This window comes from Arcobacter acticola (assembly GCF_013177675.1).
GTDB lineage: Bacteria > Campylobacterota > Campylobacteria > Campylobacterales > Arcobacteraceae > Aliarcobacter > Aliarcobacter acticola.
The window spans coordinates 2,209,067-2,230,336 of the sequence record NZ_CP042652.1 but is presented as its reverse complement, the minus strand read 5'-3'; the positions used below and the strand labels follow the sequence as shown (position 1 = coordinate 2,230,336).

The 21,270-nt window shown below is 26.4% G+C and carries 23 protein-coding genes and 1 riboswitch; of the genes, 13 read left to right on the top strand and 10 right to left on the bottom strand.

Annotation, left to right across the window (positions count from 1 at the left end):
- Window positions 1-2: 2 nt before the first annotated feature.
- Window positions 3-1,604, bottom strand: coding sequence for an IS1634 family transposase (locus tag AACT_RS11420; RefSeq protein ID WP_172124149.1), 1,602 nt, complete (start codon window positions 1,602-1,604; stop codon window positions 3-5).
- Between the two features lie 88 nt (window positions 1,605-1,692).
- A complete protein-coding gene (locus tag AACT_RS11415; RefSeq protein WP_172127025.1) occupies window positions 1,693-1,992 on the bottom strand; it encodes a YaeQ family protein in 300 nt (99 codons plus the stop codon).
- 213 nt (window positions 1,993-2,205) lie between these two features.
- On the opposite strand from AACT_RS11415, the gene AACT_RS11410 reads away from it, so the two are divergent.
- The 4 genes from AACT_RS11410 (at window position 2,206) to AACT_RS11395 (ending at window position 5,031) form a co-directional block, all read left to right on the top strand.
- Complete coding sequence (locus AACT_RS11410) at window positions 2,206-2,898, top strand: SapC family protein (RefSeq protein WP_172127024.1); 693 nt, start codon at window positions 2,206-2,208, stop codon at window positions 2,896-2,898.
- Between the two features lie 135 nt (window positions 2,899-3,033).
- The gene (locus AACT_RS11405; protein WP_172127023.1) at window positions 3,034-3,594 is read left to right on the top strand and encodes a TetR/AcrR family transcriptional regulator; all 561 of its coding nucleotides are present in this window, start codon (window positions 3,034-3,036) and stop codon (window positions 3,592-3,594) included.
- Window positions 3,595-3,669: 75 nt separating this feature from the next.
- A complete protein-coding gene (locus tag AACT_RS11400) occupies window positions 3,670-4,329 on the top strand; it encodes a peroxiredoxin-like family protein (protein WP_172127022.1) in 660 nt (219 codons plus the stop codon).
- 30 nt (window positions 4,330-4,359) lie between these two features.
- Window positions 4,360-5,031: a haloacid dehalogenase type II gene (locus AACT_RS11395; protein WP_172127021.1), complete on the top strand. Its 672-nt coding sequence runs from the start codon at window positions 4,360-4,362 to the stop codon at window positions 5,029-5,031.
- A 38-nt stretch (window positions 5,032-5,069) separates the two neighbouring features.
- Here the strand turns inward: AACT_RS11395 and AACT_RS11390 are convergent, their stop codons facing one another.
- Genes AACT_RS11390 through AACT_RS11380 form a run of 3 tightly spaced genes read right to left on the bottom strand, consistent with a single transcriptional unit; the run spans window position 5,070 to window position 8,433 of the window.
- Complete coding sequence (locus AACT_RS11390; protein ID WP_172127020.1) at window positions 5,070-5,513, bottom strand: sensor histidine kinase; 444 nt, start codon at window positions 5,511-5,513, stop codon at window positions 5,070-5,072.
- Window positions 5,510-7,606: a PAS domain S-box protein gene (locus AACT_RS11385; protein ID WP_172127019.1), complete on the bottom strand. Its 2,097-nt coding sequence runs from the start codon at window positions 7,604-7,606 to the stop codon at window positions 5,510-5,512. The genes AACT_RS11390 and AACT_RS11385 overlap by 4 nt, the downstream gene beginning before the upstream one ends.
- Window positions 7,606-8,433: a PhnD/SsuA/transferrin family substrate-binding protein gene (locus AACT_RS11380; RefSeq protein WP_172127018.1), complete on the bottom strand. Its 828-nt coding sequence runs from the start codon at window positions 8,431-8,433 to the stop codon at window positions 7,606-7,608. Before AACT_RS11380 ends, AACT_RS11385 begins: the two co-directional genes overlap by 1 nt.
- Before the next feature lie 235 nt (window positions 8,434-8,668).
- Between AACT_RS11380 and AACT_RS11375 the strand changes: the two genes are divergently transcribed.
- Window positions 8,669-9,430 (top strand): CHASE domain-containing protein, encoded by a 762-nt coding sequence (locus AACT_RS11375; RefSeq protein ID WP_172127017.1) that lies wholly within the window; start codon window positions 8,669-8,671, stop codon window positions 9,428-9,430.
- Window positions 9,431-9,440: 10 nt separating this feature from the next.
- Complete coding sequence (locus tag AACT_RS11370) at window positions 9,441-11,519, top strand: PAS domain-containing protein (protein ID WP_172127016.1); 2,079 nt, start codon at window positions 9,441-9,443, stop codon at window positions 11,517-11,519.
- Here AACT_RS11370 and AACT_RS11365 read toward each other — a convergent pair.
- Window positions 11,503-12,867, bottom strand: coding sequence for an IS4 family transposase (locus AACT_RS11365; RefSeq protein WP_172126292.1), 1,365 nt, complete (start codon window positions 12,865-12,867; stop codon window positions 11,503-11,505). The two genes, AACT_RS11370 and AACT_RS11365, sit on opposite strands and share 17 nt — an antisense overlap.
- A gap of 114 nt (window positions 12,868-12,981) precedes the next feature.
- Between AACT_RS11365 and AACT_RS11360 the strand changes: the two genes are divergently transcribed.
- Window positions 12,982-13,332, top strand: coding sequence for a sensor histidine kinase (locus AACT_RS11360; RefSeq protein ID WP_172127015.1), 351 nt, complete (start codon window positions 12,982-12,984; stop codon window positions 13,330-13,332).
- 17 nt (window positions 13,333-13,349) lie between these two features.
- Window positions 13,350-14,501, top strand: a complete 1,152-nt coding sequence (locus tag AACT_RS11355) for an alpha/beta hydrolase (protein WP_216658196.1) — start codon at window positions 13,350-13,352, stop codon at window positions 14,499-14,501.
- Between the two features lie 33 nt (window positions 14,502-14,534).
- On the opposite strand, the gene AACT_RS11350 is transcribed toward AACT_RS11355, so the two are convergent.
- The 4 genes from AACT_RS11350 to AACT_RS11335 form a co-directional block, all read right to left on the bottom strand.
- Entirely contained in the window at window positions 14,535-15,482 is a 948-nt protein-coding gene (locus tag AACT_RS11350; protein ID WP_172127013.1) for an ABC transporter substrate-binding protein, read from the bottom strand.
- Between the two features lie 24 nt (window positions 15,483-15,506).
- A complete protein-coding gene (tenA, locus tag AACT_RS11345) occupies window positions 15,507-16,160 on the bottom strand; it encodes a thiaminase II (protein WP_216658195.1) in 654 nt (217 codons plus the stop codon).
- A gap of 77 nt (window positions 16,161-16,237) precedes the next feature.
- Window positions 16,238-16,343: riboswitch (TPP riboswitch) on the bottom strand.
- Window positions 16,344-16,378: 35 nt separating this feature from the next.
- Entirely contained in the window at window positions 16,379-17,185 is an 807-nt protein-coding gene (locus AACT_RS11340; protein ID WP_216658194.1) for an ABC transporter permease, read from the bottom strand.
- Window positions 17,122-17,865 (bottom strand): ABC transporter ATP-binding protein, encoded by a 744-nt coding sequence (locus AACT_RS11335; protein WP_172127012.1) that lies wholly within the window; start codon window positions 17,863-17,865, stop codon window positions 17,122-17,124. Before AACT_RS11335 ends, AACT_RS11340 begins: the two co-directional genes overlap by 64 nt.
- 204 nt (window positions 17,866-18,069) lie before the next feature.
- On the opposite strand from AACT_RS11335, the gene AACT_RS11330 reads away from it, so the two are divergent.
- From AACT_RS11330 to AACT_RS11310, 5 genes are all read left to right on the top strand, one after another.
- Window positions 18,070-18,294, top strand: coding sequence for a twin-arginine translocase TatA/TatE family subunit (locus AACT_RS11330; protein WP_172127011.1), 225 nt, complete (start codon window positions 18,070-18,072; stop codon window positions 18,292-18,294).
- A gap of 214 nt (window positions 18,295-18,508) precedes the next feature.
- Entirely contained in the window at window positions 18,509-18,817 is a 309-nt protein-coding gene (locus AACT_RS11325; protein WP_172127010.1) for a hypothetical protein, read from the top strand.
- Between the two features lies 1 nt (window position 18,818).
- Window positions 18,819-19,112, top strand: a complete 294-nt coding sequence (locus AACT_RS11320) for a type II toxin-antitoxin system RelE family toxin (RefSeq protein WP_172127009.1) — start codon at window positions 18,819-18,821, stop codon at window positions 19,110-19,112.
- Window positions 19,113-19,505: 393 nt separating this feature from the next.
- The gene (locus tag AACT_RS11315; protein WP_172127008.1) at window positions 19,506-20,159 is read left to right on the top strand and encodes a response regulator transcription factor; all 654 of its coding nucleotides are present in this window, start codon (window positions 19,506-19,508) and stop codon (window positions 20,157-20,159) included.
- Complete coding sequence (locus AACT_RS11310; RefSeq protein ID WP_172127007.1) at window positions 20,146-21,210, top strand: sensor histidine kinase; 1,065 nt, start codon at window positions 20,146-20,148, stop codon at window positions 21,208-21,210. The genes AACT_RS11315 and AACT_RS11310 overlap by 14 nt, the downstream gene beginning before the upstream one ends.
- The last annotated feature ends 60 nt before the right edge of the window (window positions 21,211-21,270 follow it).

Here is a 21,270-nt window from a genome sequence, read left to right as displayed (position 1 = left end):
TTTTAACTATTTTTAATTGCATTATAAACTTGTTGTTGAATTTCATCAAATTTCAAGTAGACTAATTTTCCATTTGTTCTAAGTGCAAACATATGTTTAATTATATCTCTTAAAAGTTTTTGTGAGAATTTAAATTTAATATTATTTTCTTTAAGTTTTGAATCAAACTCTTTATAAATTGAGTATGATACAAATGAAATAAGAATATGAGCCTTTATTCTGGTTTCTAGCCTATGGTATATGGGTCTGATTTTAAGATCAGTTTTTGATATTCTAAATGCTTGTTCTACTGCATATTGATTATTATAGTGTTCTATAATTTCACTTGGTGTTAGTGTAAAATCATTTGTAATAAAACCTTTTATACCATCTAATTTTGAATCATTATCAACTTTTTGATTATTGATATTAAAAGTGATATCACATTTATGATCATCGATGTTAAGATATTTAGCATAGTATGATAGTTTTAAATCTTTTTTTGTGATAGATTTTGAGAATTCAATTTTTTTCTTTAATCTTTCAAGTGCTTTATCTCTATTATGTTTATCTTTCTTAGCTCTTGCCGTTGAATATGAAAGAACTAACCTTTGATTGATATTTATGGATTGTTTATTGTCATTCTCATCAGTATATGGTATATCTTTATTAAATTTAAGTGTATGAGTTACTCCATCATTTAAAAATATCAAGTTTGATATTTGCTCTTTTAAATCATTTGATATATTTTTTATTTTGGCTGCAAGGATATATTTATATCCATTATTTTCAAGATATACTAGATTATTATTGTTTAGCATTCCTCTATCAGCTACAACTACAGGTTTATTTTTTAATTGAAATTTATTTTGAAACTTTTTAAGTACATCAACTAAAGTATGTCCCTCATATTTATTACCCTCATAAACCTCAAAGCTTAATGGATATCCTTGTAGTGTTGTAAACAATCCCAGTTGTATCTGAGGACGTGCTAATTTACCCTCTTTACTAAATCCAATACGTCTAAGATCGTCTTCACTCTCAGATTCAAAGTACAGGGTTGTAACATCATAAAATGTAAATGCAATAGTTTGGTTCATTTTTGCATAAGTATGATCAAATACACATTTTTCAATTTGTAGTTTTAAATTCTCTTCATAAAGTGTATCTAAAAATCTATAGATAGCATTTTTATCTACACTCTCTTTTTTAAAATATTCAAGATAATCAATCAAATATAATTTACTACCAGGATACAGTAATCTTGATACAACAAGATTTTTAAACATCTGAAGTCTTTTACAATCCAAATCTACACTAGAACATCCCAATCGTTCAAATAATTTTCCATAGATTAATTCATCACCTATTGGTATTAAATCATTATTTCCAAGTTCTATGAATATTAACTCTTCATTTTTATTTTCATCAAATAAAGTAGGATACATTTGTTGACGCAGTTCTTCTAAACGTTTATTTGCAACATCTAAATAAATTTGTAAATCTAAATCATTTTTTACACAAGCAATAGTTTCTATAACCTTATATTTCCTATGAACTCTATCGATAATCTGAATACTGATTGTTCCACTACTATTTTTCTTCTGTCTAATATGTAAACTCATACTAAAATTGTAGCAGGTTTTAGACTATAGGACACACACTTTTATGAATTTTATAGTCTATAAAGCCCTTTAATAAGGGATATCACTTTTAGAAAAATTGATTTTTGATAAAAATGAGAAAGTCAGGAGGCTGACCTAAATCAATCCAAAGTTCAATATCTCCATCTAAAGCTTTTTCCCATAAATCAGGCTCATCATCTTGATCAATACCTTTACAAAATACTAAATCTTCATTTGCATTTAAAATAAATGCAACTAAACGAGCCATTAATCTTAGTTCCGTTTCACTTGGATGTAAGGCAAGTGTTAAATTGTGCTCATTGTAGTAGTTTGTATCCATATTTGCAATGTTTAAAAGTGCTTTATAGATTGTTGCTTTCGTAGCCATTTGATTCCTTGGTTTATTGTTTGGCTGCATTATAGCGCTTATTAGAAAATAGTAGATGAATTTAGGAAATTTTTATTATTTGATTGAATATTAAGCGAATTTTTTAATGCACATGATGATTTAAATATTTTCTACGAAGATAATCCTTCTTTTAAATAGCTATTAGTTAAAATATAGTAGAAAATAATTTATAGTAATAAGGAAGTCATAATCATGTATAACAATTTAGAAGCAATCAATAAAATTACAGATAAAGATGTATCAATTAAAGAAATTAAAGATTACTCTTTTGCAAAAACTCAGATGAATTCACCAATAACAATTTCAGAATTTTATGAATCATGTAAAGATTATCCAATCTTTTTTGTAAAAGATGCTAATAACTCATGGATGGCTACAGTTATGTTAGGTTATAAAGAAAAAGAAAATACTTTTGTTGATGAAAAGGGTATTTGGGCTAAACATAAATATATTCCGGCTCATATTAGAAGATATCCTTTTATATTTGTAACAGACAATAAATCATCACAATTAACTTTAGGTGTGGAAAAAGATTATAAAATCAAAACACAAAAAGATGAAAATAGAAAACTATTTGATAAAGATGGAAATAATAGTAAATTTTTAAATGGAATCTTAGGATTTTTAAACCAATATCAAAAAGATTCAATAGAAACATCTTCTTTTATAAAACAATTAGATGAATGGGAACTTCTAGAAGAAAAAAATGCAAAAGTGATAGTTTCAAAAGATGAACAATACAATATAAATGGTTTTTATGTAGTAAATGAAGAAAAATTAAAACATTTAAGTAAAAAAAGAAAAGAAGAACTTTTTAATAAAAATGCAATTCCTTTAATCACTGCACATTTAATTTCATTATCAAATATTAAACGATTTTCATAAGAATAAATAAGCCTTTGGATTCTCTTTTTTAAGCTGTTCAAAGGTTTTCATACTTATAGAAATTTGAAGCAAAAATCATTAAACTTGACATTATAGAATTATTGTTCTATAATCTTACAAACAAAAGGGAAAAAAATGGCAAGACCTGTGGAATATGATTTAAACAAAGTACTAGATAGTGCTATGGAAATATTTTGGCAAAAAGGATACGAAGGTGTATCTATGGCTGAATTAGTTTCATATACAGGATTAAATCGCAGAACCATGTACTCTTTATTTACAGATAAAGAAGGTTTGTTTAAAGATGCCCTTGAGAATTATTATTCAAAATTATCAGCTCAAAAACTTACTATTTTAAAAAATAATCCTGGTAAAAAAGGAATTGAACTTTTCTTTGAAAGTTTTACTTTTAAAAAAGATTTTAAAGGTTGTTTGTTTTCAAATACTATGAGAGAAAAAGATTTTGTAACTGAAGAAACATACAATATCACAAAAGAGTATTTTAATAATGTTCGTTTAGGAATGGAAGAAAATCTTACACAAGCGAAAAAAGATGGTGATTTTAGTGGAGATGTAAAAGCAATGGCTCTTACTATTGAGACTTTTATTCATGGTTTTCATGTTCATGGAAAATATAATTCTTCAAAAGAAGATAGTCGGCTTATAATTAAAAATTTACTAAGTATGATTAGATAAATTTTTTTTATATATTATAGAATAATTGTTCTATAACATATTAGAGAAATTAAACAAAATATAAAAGGAAATAAAATGTCAAGATTAATAGATGAGATAAATAAATATAAAGAAGCATTTAAACAAAAAGCTCCAAAAGAAATTCAAGAAATGATGTTAGAAGCTACAAAAAAACTAGAGAATTCAAGTCTTAGCAAAAACGCACTAACTGTTGGCTCAACTGCAAAAGAAATTAAATTACCAAATGCCCTAGGAAATGAAGTTTCATTATTTAAAACTTTAGAAGAAAATGATTTTGCAGTTGTGAGTTTTTATAGAGGTACATGGTGTGCTTATTGTAATCTAGAATTAAAAGCATTACAAGAAAGAAATGAAGAGTTAAAAGCCTTAGGTGCAAAATTAATTGCTGTTTCACCACAAAGTCCAGATGCAAGTTTAGCTACAAAAGAAAAAAATGAATTGGAATTTGAAGTATTAAGTGATAATTCAAATGTAATAGCAAAACAGTATGGACTTGTATTTTCACTAGCAGAAGAACTAAGACCAATTTATTTAAGTTTTGGAATTAATCTTCCAGCAAATAACAAAGAAGATTCTTATGAAATTCCAATGCCAGCAACTTATGTAATAAATAAAAATAAAGAGATTATATTTTCATTTATAGATGAAGATTATACAAAAAGATGTGAGCCACAAGATATAATAGAGGTGATTAAAAAGGCTAAAAATAAATAAAATTATATAGAAAAAAACGAAGGAGATATCATGAAAAACATAACACTTGCCTTTGATGTTTATGGAACACTAATTGATACTAATGGAGTTGTTGATTTATTAGAAATATTCATAGGTGATAAAGCAAAAGCATTTTCAGCTACTTGGCGTGATAAACAACTTGAATACTCATTTAGAAGAGGGCATATGCAAAACTATGTGAGTTTTGCTGTTTGTACTTCCCAGGCTTTAGATTATACTTGTTTATTTTACAAGCTTGAACTTTCAAGTGAACAAAAAAATGAGCTTATGAATATCTATGCAGTATTACCAGCATTTACAGATGTTAAAGAAGCATTAACAAAGTTAAAAGAAAAAGGCTTTAGATTATTTGCATTTTCAAATGGAAAAAAAGAAGCTGTTGAAAAACTTTTGATTCATGCAGGAGTTAGAGAGTTGTTTTTAGGTGTTGTAAGTGTTGATGATATTAAAACTTTTAAACCTTCACCTGGAGCTTATGCACACTTTTTAAGAACAGCAGAAGTAAATGGTGGTGAAGCTTGGTTGATTTCAAGTAATTCTTTTGATGTAACAGGTTCAATTTCAGCAGGAATGAAATCAGCTTGGATTCAAAGAAGTAGTGAAGCTATTTTTGATCCTTGGGAAATAGAGCCTACTATTAGGGTTAACTCTTTATTAGAACTTTGTGAAAAACTAAATTAACACTAAAGACTTTTAAGTCTTTAGTGTTTTTATAAATTTTAAATTATGATAATAAACTTAGCTCCTGTATATGCAACACCTTCATATTTATAATCTTCATTGTAAACATCTAACGTTCCATTTAAATAGTTTTTAACAATATTTTGACTCATATATAATCCTATTCCTGTACCTTGGGATTGATGTTTTGTAGTGAAGTAAGGTTCAAAAATTCTATCTATAATCTCTTCTTTTATTCCTTTTGCATTATCTTTTATTTCTATTACTATGAATTTATCTTTAGTATATGCATTTATAAAAATTAATCTTTTTTCATCTTTTAACTTAAGTAATGCATCTTTCACATTATTTAATATATTTAAAAGAACTTGTATTAATTCATTTTCTAAAGATAAAATAGTTATATCTTCTATGTTTTTTATAATTTCAATATCTTGAGTTATAAATTGTTGACCTATGATATTAAAAACCTTATCAATCATCCCAGAAAGTAAAAATATTTCTTTTTATCATTGTTCGGGTCAAAAAAACCTCTAAAATCATCAATTGTAGAAGAAAGATGTTGTGCAGAATTGTTAATAGTATTCATTGCATAATTAAAATCTTCATCACTTAAACAATTCATCTCTTTTTGTAACTTTATACCCGTAGAAGCTGTTGAAATTGCAGATAATGGTTGTCTCCATTGGTGAGCTATATTTCCTAACATTTCTCCCATTGCTGCAAGTTTTGATTGTTGGAAAAATATTTTATCTTTCTCTTCTTTTTCTAAAGCAAGAAGTTTACGATGAGTTATATCTTGTTTTATAGCAATAAAATTTGTTATTTCTTCATTTTCATCAAGAACTGGAGTTATTATTAATTCTTCATCATATAATGTTCCATCTTTCTTTTTATTAATAATTTCACCTTTCCAAGGTTTTTTATTTAAAATAGTTCCCCACATTTGTTCATAGAACTCTTTTGTTTGTTTTTTTGAAGAGATAAATTCTTTAGGGTTTTTACCTATAATTTCACTTATTTTAAATCCTGTTAATTCTTCAAAAGCTGGATTAGCCCATTGTACATAAGCATCTTTATCTGTTATAACAATGCAATTTATACTTGATTCAAGAGCTTTAATTAATAGATTACTTTTATCTTCAAGCTCTTTTTGAATACTTATATCAGAAAAAGAAGTAACTATCTCCATTCCTCTATTTGAAGATAAAGCCAATTTACTATTTACTGCAACAGGAATATTTTCACCTTTAGCATTTTTAAAATATTCTTTCTTTGAAGTAAAATATTTATTTTTCATTACTCCTTTGAATATAGTGCAATCTTCTTGTTTCATATTATCATTGAGATAATGGGAATGAAAAAGAGTATGGGCATTTTTTCCTAAAATTTCTTCTTCTTTATATCCTAAAATTTTACAAGCATTAGGATTGATATAGTTGATTTTAGCATTAGAATCCATAACATATAATCCTTCGACCAAATTATCAGTTATAGATTTAAACCACTTTCTTTCGTTCTCTAATATCATTGTTTTTCTTTGTATTATTAGTAGCATTGATATGAAAATTATCATTACTAATATTATTAGAGAATAAGCATATAATTCAAAAGACATCATGATTGGTATATTTATACTTTTTTGATATCCAATTAAATAACCTTCAATCTTTTTGCTAATACCAGGCATAGGAATAAGTGTTACATCATAATAAATATCATCAAGTTTTACAAATACTGCATATTTTTCACCTTGTCTCATTGCTTCTTTTAATTGTTTATTATTATGCAATTTATCATTAATTCTTTTTGCGATATCGCTAAGTGTTTTTGGTGAATCGGGCAAAGAAGAATTTATATCTTCAATTACAAAATCAGAATTAAGTACTGACTCTTCATATAAGAAGCTTTGACTTTTAAATAATTTATCAAATACAATATCCTTATTTAGAATAATAGAATATTCTTTTCTTGAATCTAAATCTGAAATAGATTCAACCATCATTCTTGTTGAAATACTAATTTCAACACTTCCTATATGTTCATTTCTAAAATTTATAGGAAAAACATTTCTAAATCCTGATATAACTTTCCCTGATTCAAAACTCGTTATTGCTTTATTTTCATCATTTACAAATTTAACAGTTTTTCTTACTAGTGATAAATCATCTTCATATTTATCAGGTTGATGAAATCTTATATAACTTTTATTATCTTTTGTATGAAAATGTAGTTGCCTTATTCCTTCTTCCTTTAATTTTAAGTATAAAGGATGTAGTTCTCTAAATAATAAACCTTTATATAACTTTTTTTCATCATCTGTTGAATTAATTCCTTTTTCAAAAAGAGAAAGTACTAATTCATTATTAATTGATTCATTAAAAATGTATTTTGATAATAAACGATACTTATCAATACTTGATTGATAAGAGATACCAAGGGTTGATATATTTTCATTAAGATATTCTTTTTCATTGCTTTTTTTATAATGATTTATAAAAACTAAGGCAAGAATTCCTGTAAAAAGAATAAGAACTATAAAAAACTGATAAATATTATTTATTATATATTTCATCAAAAATTACTTTCATATGATATTTTTGTTGATTTTATGAGATTGCGAAGATAATCATAATCTGCATTGTTTATTTCTTTTGTTCCAAATTTCATACTTTTATGCCAAGATGATAATTCTTTTTCTTCTACAAATAACATACTGTTTTTGATATTTGTAAGCATATTATTCTCTAAAGTTTTTGAATTACCTACTAATACAAAACTTGGTATCTCTTTGGAACGAACTATTTCTTTTAATCCTAAATGAGTAAATCCTTGAGCAATATCAGTTTTTAAGCCACCATATTTAAACTCATCTCTAATCACACTTAATGCTACTTCATCATGTCTATCTAAATATTTATATTTATTTTTTTCAATATTTGTATTTGAATTATTTAGTACATCATTAACAAATAAATATCCACAAGTAGAAAGAGGTTGAGTTAATGCAATCTTTGTATTAGTCATATTTTCAATAGAACCTTCTGTAGAAATAAAACTTACAAAAGAACAAGTATATGAGACTTCACCTTTTTCATTTTTAAAATTAACCAAAGGCATTGTATTTGGGTATTTTTCTTCTAAAGTCAAATATGGCAATGGACCTAAATATGCCATATCTATTTTTCCATTTATAAACTTTTCTAGTAAAGCATCATAATCACTATTATAATCTATTTGGATTTTAACATTTAATTTTTTTTCTAGATATTTAATCATTGGTAAAAATTGAGTATTTATTTCTTCTATATCCTTTGTTACTAAAGGAGCGAATGTTAGAGTTCTAGTTTCACTAAAAAGATACAAATGGAAAAGACTTAATAAAAAGATAAATTTGAACATAGATTACTCTTAATTTTTTATATTTTAAAATTTCCATATTTTATCATTTAATTCTAAAAAAATAATTATTTAGAGCTAATATTGTATAAATAAGGTGATAATGAAAAAATATCTTAGTTTTACATTTTTTGATTATTAATTTAGCAATATTATAAATGAATAAATTGATAAAAAACCTATGAAAAAGAGTGCTTTTTAACAAATAAAAAGTTATAATTTTTTATAAGGATAATTGATGAATAATACTTTTAAAGATAAGAAACCAATAATCGCTTCTGTATTTACTTTTGTTTTTGTATTTATAACTTTAATAAGTTTTTATATGTTTTATGAAGAAAAAGAAGAAAATAAAACTTCTGAAAAAGCAAATTTATTGGTACAAAATATTGTAAATGAAATTCAAACAAAAATTTCACAAGGTATAACAGCCGTTGATTCTCAAATACTTATATTAAAACAAAATAATTATAATCCAAAAGATTTTGATAAATGGGCAAAAGAGCTTATGAAAGAAAAAGATTCTATAGCTTGTTTACAGTTAGCAAAAGATGGTGTTGTATCAAGTATTTACCCTTATGAAGAGAATAAAAGTGCTATGGGACATGATCTTTTAAAAGATAAAAGACGTGATGATGGTGCATTATTAGCTATTGAAAAAAAAGGAATAACTTTCGTAGGTCCAATTAAATTAATTCAAAATGATAAATATGCTTTGATAGCTAGAAAACCTATTTTTGAAACTTTAGATGATAAAGAGAAATTTTGGGGATTTTCTACAGTTATAATTTATGTTGATTCTATTATGAAATCTCTTGAAGAAAAAATTAAAGATAATGGCTTTGAATATCAACTTGAAGGTTTTGATCCTGATAAAGAAAAAAGGCCTTTATTTGCAAAAAGTAAAAACTTTAAAGGTAAAGATACCCTAGAGTTTGATATAAATGTGCCAAATGGTAAATGGATTTTTACTCTTGAAAAAAATAGTATAAATAATTAATTGAGATAATATGATATATGCACTAATTACACTAATCTCTTTTTTAATCGCTTTAATGGCTTATAGATATGAAAAACTTTTTGCTAAAAATAAAGAGATATTAGAAAACTATAATAAAGAATTAGAAAATGAACTTAAAATTCAAACAGCAGATCTTGTAAAACAAAAAACTCTTTTGGAAGATAGTGAATTTAGATGGAAGTTTGCAGTTGATGGAAGTGGTGATGGATTATGGGACTGGAATGCTCAAACAAATGAAGTTTATTTTTCTCCAAGATGGAAAAATATGCTTGGTTTTGAAGAACATGAAATAAAAGATTCCATTGAAGAATGGGAGAATAAGGTACATCCAGATGACTTAAAACAAGTATATAAAGATCTTACTGCTCACATGGAAGGGAAAGTAGAAAGTTATCAAAATGAGCATAGGGTATTATGTAAAGATGGCTCATATAAGTGGATACTTGATAGGGGTGTTATTGTTAAAAAAGATAAAGAGGGAAATCCTTTAAGACTTATTGGAACTCATACAGATATTGATGAGAGAAAGAAATATCAAGAAGAAATTGAGAAAGCAAATATCAAATTTAATTCAATATACAATTATTCTTTAGATTCAATAGTACTTCTTGATACAGAAAGTGGAAATTTTTCAGATGTAAATCAAAGAGCTACTCAATTGTATGGATATACAAAAGATGAATTTTTGGATTTAAAAATAATAAATATTGAAGCTTCCCACGATGAAGAGAAAATAAAAGAGACTCAAGAAAATATTATAAAGCGTGGTTGGGATCAGTTTGAATCAAAGCATAGACTAAAAGATGGCACAATAATAGATGTTCATGTAAATGCTGTTACGATTAATATTTTAAATAAAAATTATCTTTATGTAACTTTTAGAGATATCACAAAGCAAAAAGAATTAGAACAAAAAATCATATCTGAAAGAGATTTTATTTCAACTATTATTGATAATGCAAACTCTGTTATTGCAGTAATTGATAATGAAGGCAGAATGATTAGGGTTAATAAATATGCCCAAGAGTTTACAGGATATACTCAAGAGCAGATAGCTAGTGAGCCATATTTTTGGTCAAGATTTTTGCCTGAAAGTCAAAAAGAAAAAGTATTGGATCTTGTAGAAGAAGCAAAAAAAGGTCATATTATAAAATCTTTTAAAAATATTTGGGTTTCAAAAGATAAAGAAGAAAGAGTTTTTGAGTGGTCAAATACCTTAGTTCTAAAAGAAGATGGAAGTATGAATTATTTTGCAACAATAGGAATTGATGTAACCCAAAAGGAGAATATTCAAAAGCTTATTTTAAATAAAAAAGAGGAATTTGAAGCTATTTTTAAATATGCACAAGATGGTATTGTAATAAGTGATTTAGAAGGAAACTTATTAAAATTTAATGATTCCTTTAAAAATCTTTTAGGTTATAAGGGAAAAGAGTTATTGAGTAAAAACTTTTATGAATTCACAGTATCTAAAAATCGAGAAAAAATTATAAAAATAATACAAGATGCAATAGTCGTAGGACATGTTGAAAATTTTGAAAAAGATTTTATAACAAAGAATAATAAAACAATTACAGTGCATATTTCTATTTCACTTCTTCCTAATAAGCAAACATTACTTTTTATAATCAAAGACACATCATCTATTAAACTTTTAGAAAAACAATCTAAATTAGCTTCAATGGGTGAGATGATAGGAAATATTGCCCATCAATGGAGACAACCTTTAAGTGTAATAACAACAAGCGCAAGTGGTTTAAACTTGGAAGCTGAATTAGATATGGAAATTTCTAAGGAGCAAATAAAAGAGTATTCTAATCTTGTAATTCAACAGGCTAACTATCTCTCTAGCACAATCGATAACTTTAGAGATTTTTTTAAAGATGATAAAGATCATAAAATTATCAAAATCGATAAAGTGTTTAATTATACTTTAGCTTTAATGGATGCAACAATTAAGAATAACAATATAAGATTAATTAAAAAGATTGAAGATAATCTTTTAATAGATGGTAGTATAAATGAATTAAGTGAAGCTTTTATTAATATACTCAACTTTCGCACATAAAACCAAGTTCTTTTTTAGTGTAAGCACTTAACACAGCGATAATGTTGAGTAAATCTTTATTATCCTTGACAACATTTTGAATTTCACTAATTTTTGTCAATATTTGAATAAACAGTTGCATTGAAATTGCCAGTGTTTCAAGTTCACACTCTAAATCTCTAAAAAGTTCTCCTAGTGTTTGTGGCTCATGCTTTATGCGATTGATATAGCTTACAATATTGTAGGTAAACATTGAAAGAGTTATTTTCGCAATAAGTGCTTCATAGATTCGATTCTCTTCTTTTCCTAAACCAAAAAGGTTTCGTAAATCTTTATAACCTTGTTCAATATTCCATCTCTTTTTGTAAGTAGCTATTATCTCTTTACCTGCGATAGTTATATCAGTTGAGATAAAAACTAACAAGTCTTTGCCTGTGTGCAAAAATACGAGTTTAATCTTACCTAAAACTGCATGCTCTATAATTGCATCAAAGTATTTGTAAGATATTTTGCCATGCTGTCCGCCGCTTTTATGACGAGAGTTTTTTAAACTCTCATAGATTGCATTCATTGTTTTATGTTTGCCTTTAAAGTTCCAAATGAGTTTATTATTTGGAAGTCTTGAAATTACAGGCATACCGAGCTCATTAGCTTTTTCTATAAAGTTTGGTTTAGCGTACCAACTGTCAACCAATAGATAATCTGCTTCAACTCCGTTATTCAAGGCTCTTTCAAGCATCTCTATAGCAAGTGTGTTTTTACTTTTTATTATCTCACTTTTTCTTTGATATGAATTACTTCTATGATGGAGTTTACTTGTAAATTCTGATATCTCTTTTCTTTTACTATCATTCATCTTTATAGAAAAATCAACTTGAAAAGTTGAGTGTGAGTCTGCATAATTTAAAGATACAATGTTTAATGCATTGATACTTTTATGCTCTTTATTACTCCAAACATATTTACAACTTCCTTCAATGAATTTCCCTCTTTTGGGTTCTACTGTATCGTCAATAATAAGCAAGCGGTGTTCACCATTTTTATGTAATAGTTTTATTCTTTGCAAAAGTGCAGCAGCACTTAGTATCAAAAACTTTCGCCAGTTATAACGACTCTCTTTAATGAATCTGTAATAGGCGTCTTTACCAAATGCATTCTCACTGTTTTTTATAAAAGCTGATTGTCTTTTATTCATAATTAGCATATAAACAAAATGTAAGATAATTTGAAAAGGAGGATAACCAACTTCTCTTTTTACAAAGTTACTTTGTTTAAGTATTTTTGTAATTTTTATTTCTGATAATACTTCAAGAATTGGGTTTTTTAATATGCTTCTCATAGCAGTTTGAATATAATTGTCAAGTCCCATAAAAACACCTTTGTATAGTTGATTGTCGTTATGAAATTATACTAAAAAGTGCCTATTTATGGGCTTTATTATTCAACTCTGGTTCATTTATTTACTGGAATCTATGTGCGAAAGTTGAGTAATATACTTAATAATTCAAAAGATATTTTAAAAGAGAGCGTTTCAAATGAAGAGGATAGACTTATTTTTATTGATGCTTATAAAAAGAGTACTTCTCAAGTAGTCATAACTTTTAAAGATTCAGGTGGTGGGATTCCTGATGATATTATAAATAGAGTTTTTGAACCATATTTTACTTCTAAACATCAATCAAGAGGAACAGGATTAGGTTTAGCAATGGCAGATAAAATTATTAGAGAAAGACATGATGGAACAATCAGCGTTTCAAATGAAGAATTTGAATATGAAGGTAAAACATATAAGGGTGCTTGTTTTATGGTTGTGTTAAATTGCGATACTCTATGAGTATCAAAACTATAAAAATGAATAGACATATTTTATTACTATTATTACTTATAAACTTTTGTTTTGCTAATGAAAACAATCCTTTGTATGTATCTTCAAAATCTCTGCCAAATTATAATCAACAAAATTTTTCAGAATATGTAAATGAAAATAAACAATGGCTAAAAGATAATCGTGTTTTTCTAAGCAAAAATCAAAATCTAGAACTTAGTTTAAATACACCTTTTGAAAGAAAACCTATCAATCAAAATGTATCAAAAGGAATTTTACTTGTTCATGGACTTGGAGATTCTCCAGGTTATTTTGAGGATTTAACGCAAGAGTTAGTTTCTCATGGATTTTTAGTTAGAACAGTATTATTAACAGGTCATGGCAGTAAACCTGCTGATTTAATAAATGTAGAATTTGAAGAGTGGGAAAACCTTGTTTCTCATCATATAAAATTATTAGAAAAAGAAGTAGATGAACTATGGCTTGGAGGATTTTCAACAGGAGCTAATCTTGTAACTTCATATGCTTTAGAAAATGAAAAAGATATATCAGGATTATTGCTTTTTTCACCTGGATTTGCATCAAATCAAGATACTTTATTGCCTTTATCTGGAATTGGAACTTATTTTAAAACTTGGTTGTTTCAAAATGATAATAGTCAAAATATTTTACGATATGAATCATTATCAATGAATGCTTCAAACCTATATTATAAATCCCTACAAAGAGTACAAGAAGAATTAGAAAATAAGAGCTTTTCAAAACCTGTATTTGTAACAATTAGTGAAGATGATAGTGTAATAAAGGCAGAAGAAATAGTATCAATTTTTTCAAATAATTTTAAAAACCCAAATAGTCAACTTCTTTGGTTTGGTAAAAAAAATAGCTCAAATGACAACAGAATCACTTCTTTATCATCTTATCTTCCAGAAGAACATATTGGTAATTTTTCCCATCTATCAGTATTATTTAAAAAAAATCATTTCTTTTATGGAAGAAATGGCTCATATAAAATGTTCAAAAATGGTCAAGATAAGATCTATAATGAAAAAGAAGATGAACTTTGGTATTCAGCTTGGGGATTAAAAGAAGAAGGAAAATATTTTGCAAGACTTACATGGAATCCATATTTTGACAAAACAATAAAACTTATGAGTGATGTTATAAATTCTAAATAAAAAATAGTAGAGAAAGTTAATTCTCTACTTTCTTTACTTTAATATCTCTTGAGCATACTCATCTAAACTTGGTAATGTTTCGACAAGTTTATTTTGTTTCATAAATAAAGCCATTTGTTCATAAACTTTTTTATCAAAAGTAGCAGGATTTGCTGCTAAATATGGCAAAGTATCAGCCCATGCAAGACGATTTAGTTCATTATCTAACTCTTTTGGTTTATAGTTTATAAAAGCTTCCCAAGATTCTTTAGGATTTTCTTTTAAGTAGTTTGTTGCTTCTTGTAAAGATTTTACAAAGTTTTTAAATTTAACTTGAGATACATTATCTTTATTTGCAACAACTATTAGTTCATCATATTTAGGAACTCCATAATCTTCAGGTAAAAATACTTTTCCTTCTTCTTTCTCTAATTTTAATTGATTTAATTCAAAGTTTCTAAAAGCTCCAATTACTGCATCAACTTGTTTGCTCATCAAAGATGGAGATAATGAAAAGTTTACATTTACAAGTTCAACATCTTTTTCAGATAAATTTGCAGATTTTAGCATAGCATCTAATAAAACTGTTTCAAATCCACTTACAGAATATCCTACTTTTTTACCTTTTAAATCTTCTATTTTATTTATACCAGAATTTTTTAATACGATTAAACTATTAAGTGGAGAGTTTACAAGTGTTGCAATTCTTACTAATGGTAAACCTTCTGCCACTTGCATTTGAAGTTGTGGTTGATAATCAACAGCTAAATCTGCTTTTTTTGCAGCTACTAGTTTTGGAGGCATTGTAGGATCCGCTGGTTCCATAATCTCTACTTCAAGATTGTTCTTTTCAAAGAAACCTTTTTGTTGAGCTATTATGATAGCTGCATGATCTGGATTTACGAACCAGTCTAAAAGTAAGCTTACTTTCTCTTTATCTGCAAAAGCAGTTGAGCTTAAAAGTAGTAAACTTAATGTTATTTTTGATATTGTTTTTTTCATTATTTTCCTTTTTTATTTTATTTTTTACGATAGGTCTAAACCCATTTGCCAAAAAGATATTTCCATACGAGTGGCTGTTGTGAAAATATCTTGTATTTTTCCCATTTGTTTTTTTGATAAGTCTTTGCATAGTCCTTCAAAAAACTCAGTTGCATCATTTGCTGCTTCTTGATACTCTTTTGAAGAGTACATATCTATCCAAGATTGATATGGATTATTTGCTACGCTTAAGTTGTTAAGAGTGATATAATCAGCTACTTTTGCATAACCAAGAAAGCAGGGGATTACAGCTGCATAAAGTTGGGTTAAATCTCCACTTAGCCCACAATCAAGCACATATCTAGTGTATGCAACACATGCAGGTGATTCTTTTTGTTCATGGATTGATTTTTCATCTATCCCAAACTCTTTGCAATAATTTATATGTAGTTGAATTTCATCTAAGATAGAATTTAAAGCTTGTCTTGAAAACTCCATTTGCTCAAAATTATCACTTTTGTACATAGCAAGTGCAAATGCCCTTGAATAATGAAATAGATAAATATAATCTTGCATTAAATAGTGTTGAAAGTTTTTAAGTTCCAGTGTTCCATTAGCTAATTTTTGTACAAATTCATGTTTAATATAATTATCCCAATGAGGCTTTGAATTTTTGATAAGATCTTGTGTAATAGTCATTGCTCTCCTTTTAACTTATAATATAAGAAGAGAGTTTATCTTGAAATAAAGATAGACAAAATTTGAAGTATATAAATACATTTGCAAAAACAAATCCCTACGCTAGCATTACCTAGATCAGGTTCAAAGGTCGAAGTTCAAAACTTCCTCTCAGCCTATATATAAGCTCCCTATGTACTAAAAAATAAATCTTATCTGAAAAAAGAATTTAAGTCAATTTAATGTAAATGTGAAGCCCAAGGAATAAACTTTTTTGTTAAATAATCAGTTAAAAAATAAATACTTAAAGTCATTACAATTAGTATAAAAAGTGCAGAAAACATCAAATCAATTTGCATTCTTGCATTTGCATGTAACATAAGATAACCAAGTCCTTTTGAAGATCCAACCCATTCCCCAATAACTGCTCCAATGGGTGCTATACAAACTGCAATTTTAAGTCCAGAAGCCAAAGAAGGTAAACTTGCTCTAAAGCGTACTTTTAATAAAGTCTGTAAAGCAGATAGCTTATATGTATGTGCAAGTTGAAGCCACTGTTTTGGTGTGTTTTTAAGGCCATCATAACAAGCAGTGGTAATTGGAAAATATATAATAATCACTGTCATAACTATTTTTGAAGCCATACCATAACCAAACCATAAAACCAAAAGAGGCGCTATTGCAAATACAGGAATTGCTTGTGAAATTACAAGTAATGGAAGTAAATATTTCTCAATTTTTTTAAAATAAAGCAGAGTAAAAGCAGAACCCAAACCAAAAATACAACCAAGAATTATTCCTATTATTATCTCTAAAAGTGTAGTTTGTGTATGTTCCCAAAGTAAGCTATGTTGATTGATTAGTTGGAAAAATACATCTTTTGGTTTTGGCATTATATAGTGAGGTAAATCAAAAATCACAATAATGCTTTGCCACAAAATAAATAAAAATACTATAGGAAGTAATATTATTAAAACTTTTTTCATATTTGACTTTCTTTGTTTTGTTCTTGAAGTTTTGATATTAACTCTTCTTGCAAATTCCATAATTTTTCATTTGATAGTTGATGAGGTAAAGCTCCTTGTAAAGAGGCAACTTCTTCAAAAACAACAGGTTGGTTTTTTAAAATATAAATATGATTTGCTAGTTTTATAGCTTCTTGTGGATCATGGGTCACAAGTACTACCGTTTTATCTTTTAATAAATGACAAGTCAAATCTTGTAGTTGCATTTTTGTAATTGCATCTAAGGCTGAAAAAGGTTCATCCATCAAAATAAGATTTGCATCTTGCATAAGAGTTCTAGCTAGTGCAACTCTTTGTTTTTGTCCACCTGAAAGCTCATAGGTTTTTTTATTTAGGTGGTCAGACATATTTACTTGGCTTAAAAGCTCTTCTGCTTTTTGTAAAGTTTGATTTGTCTTAGTTCCTTTTAGATGATGATATAGTTGAACATTATCCAAAATACTAAGCCAAGGGAAAAGTGAGTTTTCTTGACTAAGCCAAGCGATGTTTGTACCTTCTTTTAATATTATTTTTCCATCTGTGATATTCTCAATCTCAAGATCAGCTATACATCTAAGCAGGGTTGATTTTCCAACTCCTGAACTTCCAAGTAGGGCGGTACTTTTATTTTCCAATATATTAAAGTTTAGGTTCTTAAATAGTTTTTTACCTTTGAAATCAAGGCTTAAGTTTTGTATTTGAGCTATAAAATTGTTCTTCATGTGCGCTATAATATAATAAAAGAACTAAAAATAAAGGAATTAGTTAACAAATTTTTTGATTGTATATTTCAAAAACTGTTATATGATCTTTTATACTTTGTAAAAAAATACTTTAAAAAAATAAAAGAAACGATTTATTAATATAATTGATTAATTCTTCAATAAAAAAGTTATACTTTCAAAAAAGTCAATAGGAGAGTAAATATGTTTAGTGCGCCAAGTGGTATGGAATTAGCAGTGATTTTTATAGTAATACTTTTGCTTTTTGGTAAAAAGATTCCTGAACTTGCAAAGGGATTGGGAAGCGGTATTAAAAATTTTAAAAATGCATTAAAAGAGGGTGTTGAAGAAGAAGAGATTGCAAAGGCTGAGAATATTCAAAATCCTATTAATAATGAAATTAAAATATTAAATGAAAAAATTAATTAGTTATTTAATTAAAAATTAAAATACCGTAATAATTACCGTAAAAAGGTTTTGCTAAGTATACTTTTAGAGTTCAATATCAATAAAAAAAATGTTAATATTTCAGAATAAATTGTATTAATCTTAGTTAACTTTTTTTTAAACTTGAAAATATTTATTTGTAAATTCACTATTAAATTAGCTATAATATAAACCATAGAATATAGGAGTTAATAAAATGGTAAGTTATACACAAAATGAATTATTATCAATTACAGACTTTACAAAATCAATAAGTAAAATTCTTGGAAATTTAAAAGAACATAGTTTAGAAAAAGTCGGTATTCTAAAAAACAATAAGCTTGAAGCTGTTGTTATTTCAACACAGGAATATGAGAGATTAAAAGAGATTGAAGAGCTAATGAATAATATTGAACATAAAGAAATATATGAAATAGTTCAAAGCAGAATTAATACTTCAAAGTCTGATTATGTTTCTTTAAATGATATGGCTAAAAAATTCAACATAGATACAAATTCTTTATAAAATGTATGAACTACAATTACATCCAAAAGTTGAAGATGATTTAAAAGAACTTGATAATGCACTTCAAATTCAAGTATTCAAAAAATTAAAGCAAATTCAAATTTCTCCTCAACTTGGACTTCCTCTTGGAAATAAAAATAATATGAACCTAAGTGGATTTAAAAAAGTATATGTAGCAAAAAAGAGAGTTAGAATTGTTTATGAAATTCAAGATGATGAATTATTAATTTACACTATTGCCATTGGAAAAAGAAATGATATGGAAGTTTATAAAAAAGCAAATGAGAGATTATAAATATCTTTATGTAGTATTAATCTAAATTAATTGCTTGCAGTTTTTTAAATTAAGATTTTAAAACATCTGTTTTCCGATACCCAGAAATTTTTTCATATTTTAAATTTCCAAAAATATACGAAAACCAAGAAATATGTTTTTCGTTAGATGTCGGAAAATATAAAGTTAGTTTTCGTATACAAGTATTTATTTTTTAAAATTTATTTGATAGTTAAAATATAAATGTTTTTTATGATTTATAAATTCCTAAATTTTTAATTGATGTGCCAAACTTAAAGCACTATTTTCTATAAGAAATAATAAAATCTTTATCACAACATATTTATTCAGAAAATATTTGTATCTAGCTATAAATTTTAAACTCAATAAGAACTAATTTAGATATTATTCTTTATGATAAAATTACTATTACTAGAAGATGATCATATGTTAGCAGAATCTCTTATTGAGCTTTTAGAAAGTGAAAACTTTGATATTGTTCATGTGCTTAATTCTCAAAAAGCTTTGGATGAAACATTTTTACAAAAATTCGATTTATTACTACTAGATGTTAATGTTCCTTTGTTTAATGGTTTTGAGCTTTTAAAAAGTTTAAGAGATAGTGGTGATAAAACTCCTGCAATATTTCTTACAGCACTTACTGATATTGCATCTTTATCAAAAGGCTTTGATGTTGGAGCAGATGACTATATAAAAAAACCTTTTGATTTTGATGAGTTACTTATTCGAATAAATGCTATTTTAAAAAAGCAGTATCATACTTATAGTAATGAACTTACTCTTGATGATTTTCATTTTTTTATAGAAAAAAATGAACTTTATAAATCAGATATTTTTATTCCTCTAACTCCTTATGAATTAAAGCTTGTTTTATTGTTTTTTAAAAATATAAATACTACTTTGACAAAAGATTTTCTAATTGACTCTTTAGATGATTTTAAAGATATAAGCGAAGGAGCTCTTCGTGTGCATATTACTAATTTACGTAAAATTGGCTTACCAATTGCAACAATAAAAGGAATAGGATATCGTTTTGCATCGTCATGAAAGAAATGCTTTTCTAAAGTTTTTTATTACTTATTTTTTTAGTGTTGCCTTACTTATTTTAATTGCTGGATTTTTTTATTTTCAACAAATGAAAGAAGGGTATTTAAAAGCAGAAGATTTTTCTTTAATTACCTACGCTCGTTATATTAAAATAGGGGATAGCAGCAATACTTATTCTAGTGAATATCATCATAAATTTGTTGATACTAATAACAAATATATAGATATTAGGAACTTTGAGAAAATAGGAAAAGAATTTACAAAGCTTATTCCCATGTCAAATAATGAACCATATCTTCAAGTTTTTAAATCAGATGAAAATTTTAATAATGAAGTTTATGAATTACTATTAAGAGTTATAGCTGTTCAACTTTTATTGCTATTTATCTTTGCAACACTTAGTTTTTATTTGGCAAAAAGTTCTTTAAAACCTCTAAAAGAAAGTATTGAAACTTTAGATAAATTTGCAAAAGATTTAATTCATGATTTAAATACACCTTTCACTGCTATGAAATTAAATATTAAATTACTTGAAAAAGATCCGCAAATAAAGAATATCAAAGCTATTGAGAGATTAAATAAAAGTATAAATACTGTTACAGAATTACATGAAAACTTAACTGTTTTACTTGAAAAAAGAACTTTTCAAATCATATCTGTAAATATATTTGATATTGTTCAAGAAGTCGTTCATCTTCATGAGCCTAGTTATCCTAATATAACATTTGATATTTCAAAGAATTCTTTGATTATTGACACAAATCCCAATGCTTTAAAAGAAGTGTTACACAATATCATTTCTAATGCTTGTAAATATAATCGTCACAATGGATATGTACGTATTTATGAAAAAAATAAAATATTACATATTAGAAATAGTGGTGCGGAAATTAATGAAACTAATAAGATTTTTAATCGAAATTATAGTGAACAAAATAGTAGTGGAATAGGATTAGATATAGTTAAGCGTTTATGTGATGCTATGAATATAAAAATTGAGGTTACATCAAATGAAGAAAGTAATTGTTTTAGTTTAATCTTTGATAAATAATCCTTTATCCTAACATTAAGCTAATATGAGAAGAGTACAATAAGCATATTATTTTGAAAA

Bases quoted from the DNA above. Each gene is read 5' to 3' on its own strand.
- AACT_RS11330 (WP_172127011.1), top strand. From the start codon at position 18,070: ATGTTTAGTGCGCCAAGTGGTATGGAATTAGCAGTGATTTTTATAGTA.
- AACT_RS11400 (WP_172127022.1), top strand. From the start codon at position 3,670: ATGTCAAGATTAATAGATGAGATAAATAAATATAAAGAAGCATTTAAA.
- AACT_RS11340 (WP_216658194.1), bottom strand. From the start codon at position 17,185: ATGGAATTTGCAAGAAGAGTTAATATCAAAACTTCAAGAACAAAACAA.
- AACT_RS11405 (WP_172127023.1), top strand. From the start codon at position 3,034: ATGGCAAGACCTGTGGAATATGATTTAAACAAAGTACTAGATAGTGCT.
- AACT_RS11420 (WP_172124149.1), bottom strand. From the start codon at position 1,604: ATGAGTTTACATATTAGACAGAAGAAAAATAGTAGTGGAACAATCAGT.
- AACT_RS11395 (WP_172127021.1), top strand. From the start codon at position 4,360: ATGAAAAACATAACACTTGCCTTTGATGTTTATGGAACACTAATTGAT.
- tenA (WP_216658195.1), bottom strand. From the start codon at position 16,160: ATGACTATTACACAAGATCTTATCAAAAATTCAAAGCCTCATTGGGAT.
- AACT_RS11325 (WP_172127010.1), top strand. From the start codon at position 18,509: ATGGTAAGTTATACACAAAATGAATTATTATCAATTACAGACTTTACA.
- AACT_RS11355 (WP_216658196.1), top strand. From the start codon at position 13,350: ATGAATAGACATATTTTATTACTATTATTACTTATAAACTTTTGTTTT.
- AACT_RS11390 (WP_172127020.1), bottom strand. From the start codon at position 5,513: ATGATTGATAAGGTTTTTAATATCATAGGTCAACAATTTATAACTCAA.
- AACT_RS11380 (WP_172127018.1), bottom strand. From the start codon at position 8,433: ATGTTCAAATTTATCTTTTTATTAAGTCTTTTCCATTTGTATCTTTTT.
- AACT_RS11415 (WP_172127025.1), bottom strand. From the start codon at position 1,992: ATGGCTACGAAAGCAACAATCTATAAAGCACTTTTAAACATTGCAAAT.
- AACT_RS11335 (WP_172127012.1), bottom strand. From the start codon at position 17,865: ATGAAGAACAATTTTATAGCTCAAATACAAAACTTAAGCCTTGATTTC.
- AACT_RS11410 (WP_172127024.1), top strand. From the start codon at position 2,206: ATGTATAACAATTTAGAAGCAATCAATAAAATTACAGATAAAGATGTA.
- AACT_RS11370 (WP_172127016.1), top strand. From the start codon at position 9,441: ATGATATATGCACTAATTACACTAATCTCTTTTTTAATCGCTTTAATG.
- AACT_RS11320 (WP_172127009.1), top strand. From the start codon at position 18,819: ATGTATGAACTACAATTACATCCAAAAGTTGAAGATGATTTAAAAGAA.
- AACT_RS11375 (WP_172127017.1), top strand. From the start codon at position 8,669: ATGAATAATACTTTTAAAGATAAGAAACCAATAATCGCTTCTGTATTT.
- AACT_RS11385 (WP_172127019.1), bottom strand. From the start codon at position 7,606: ATGAAATATATAATAAATAATATTTATCAGTTTTTTATAGTTCTTATT.
- AACT_RS11350 (WP_172127013.1), bottom strand. From the start codon at position 15,482: ATGAAAAAAACAATATCAAAAATAACATTAAGTTTACTACTTTTAAGC.
- AACT_RS11315 (WP_172127008.1), top strand. From the start codon at position 19,506: ATGATAAAATTACTATTACTAGAAGATGATCATATGTTAGCAGAATCT.
- AACT_RS11365 (WP_172126292.1), bottom strand. From the start codon at position 12,867: ATGGGACTTGACAATTATATTCAAACTGCTATGAGAAGCATATTAAAA.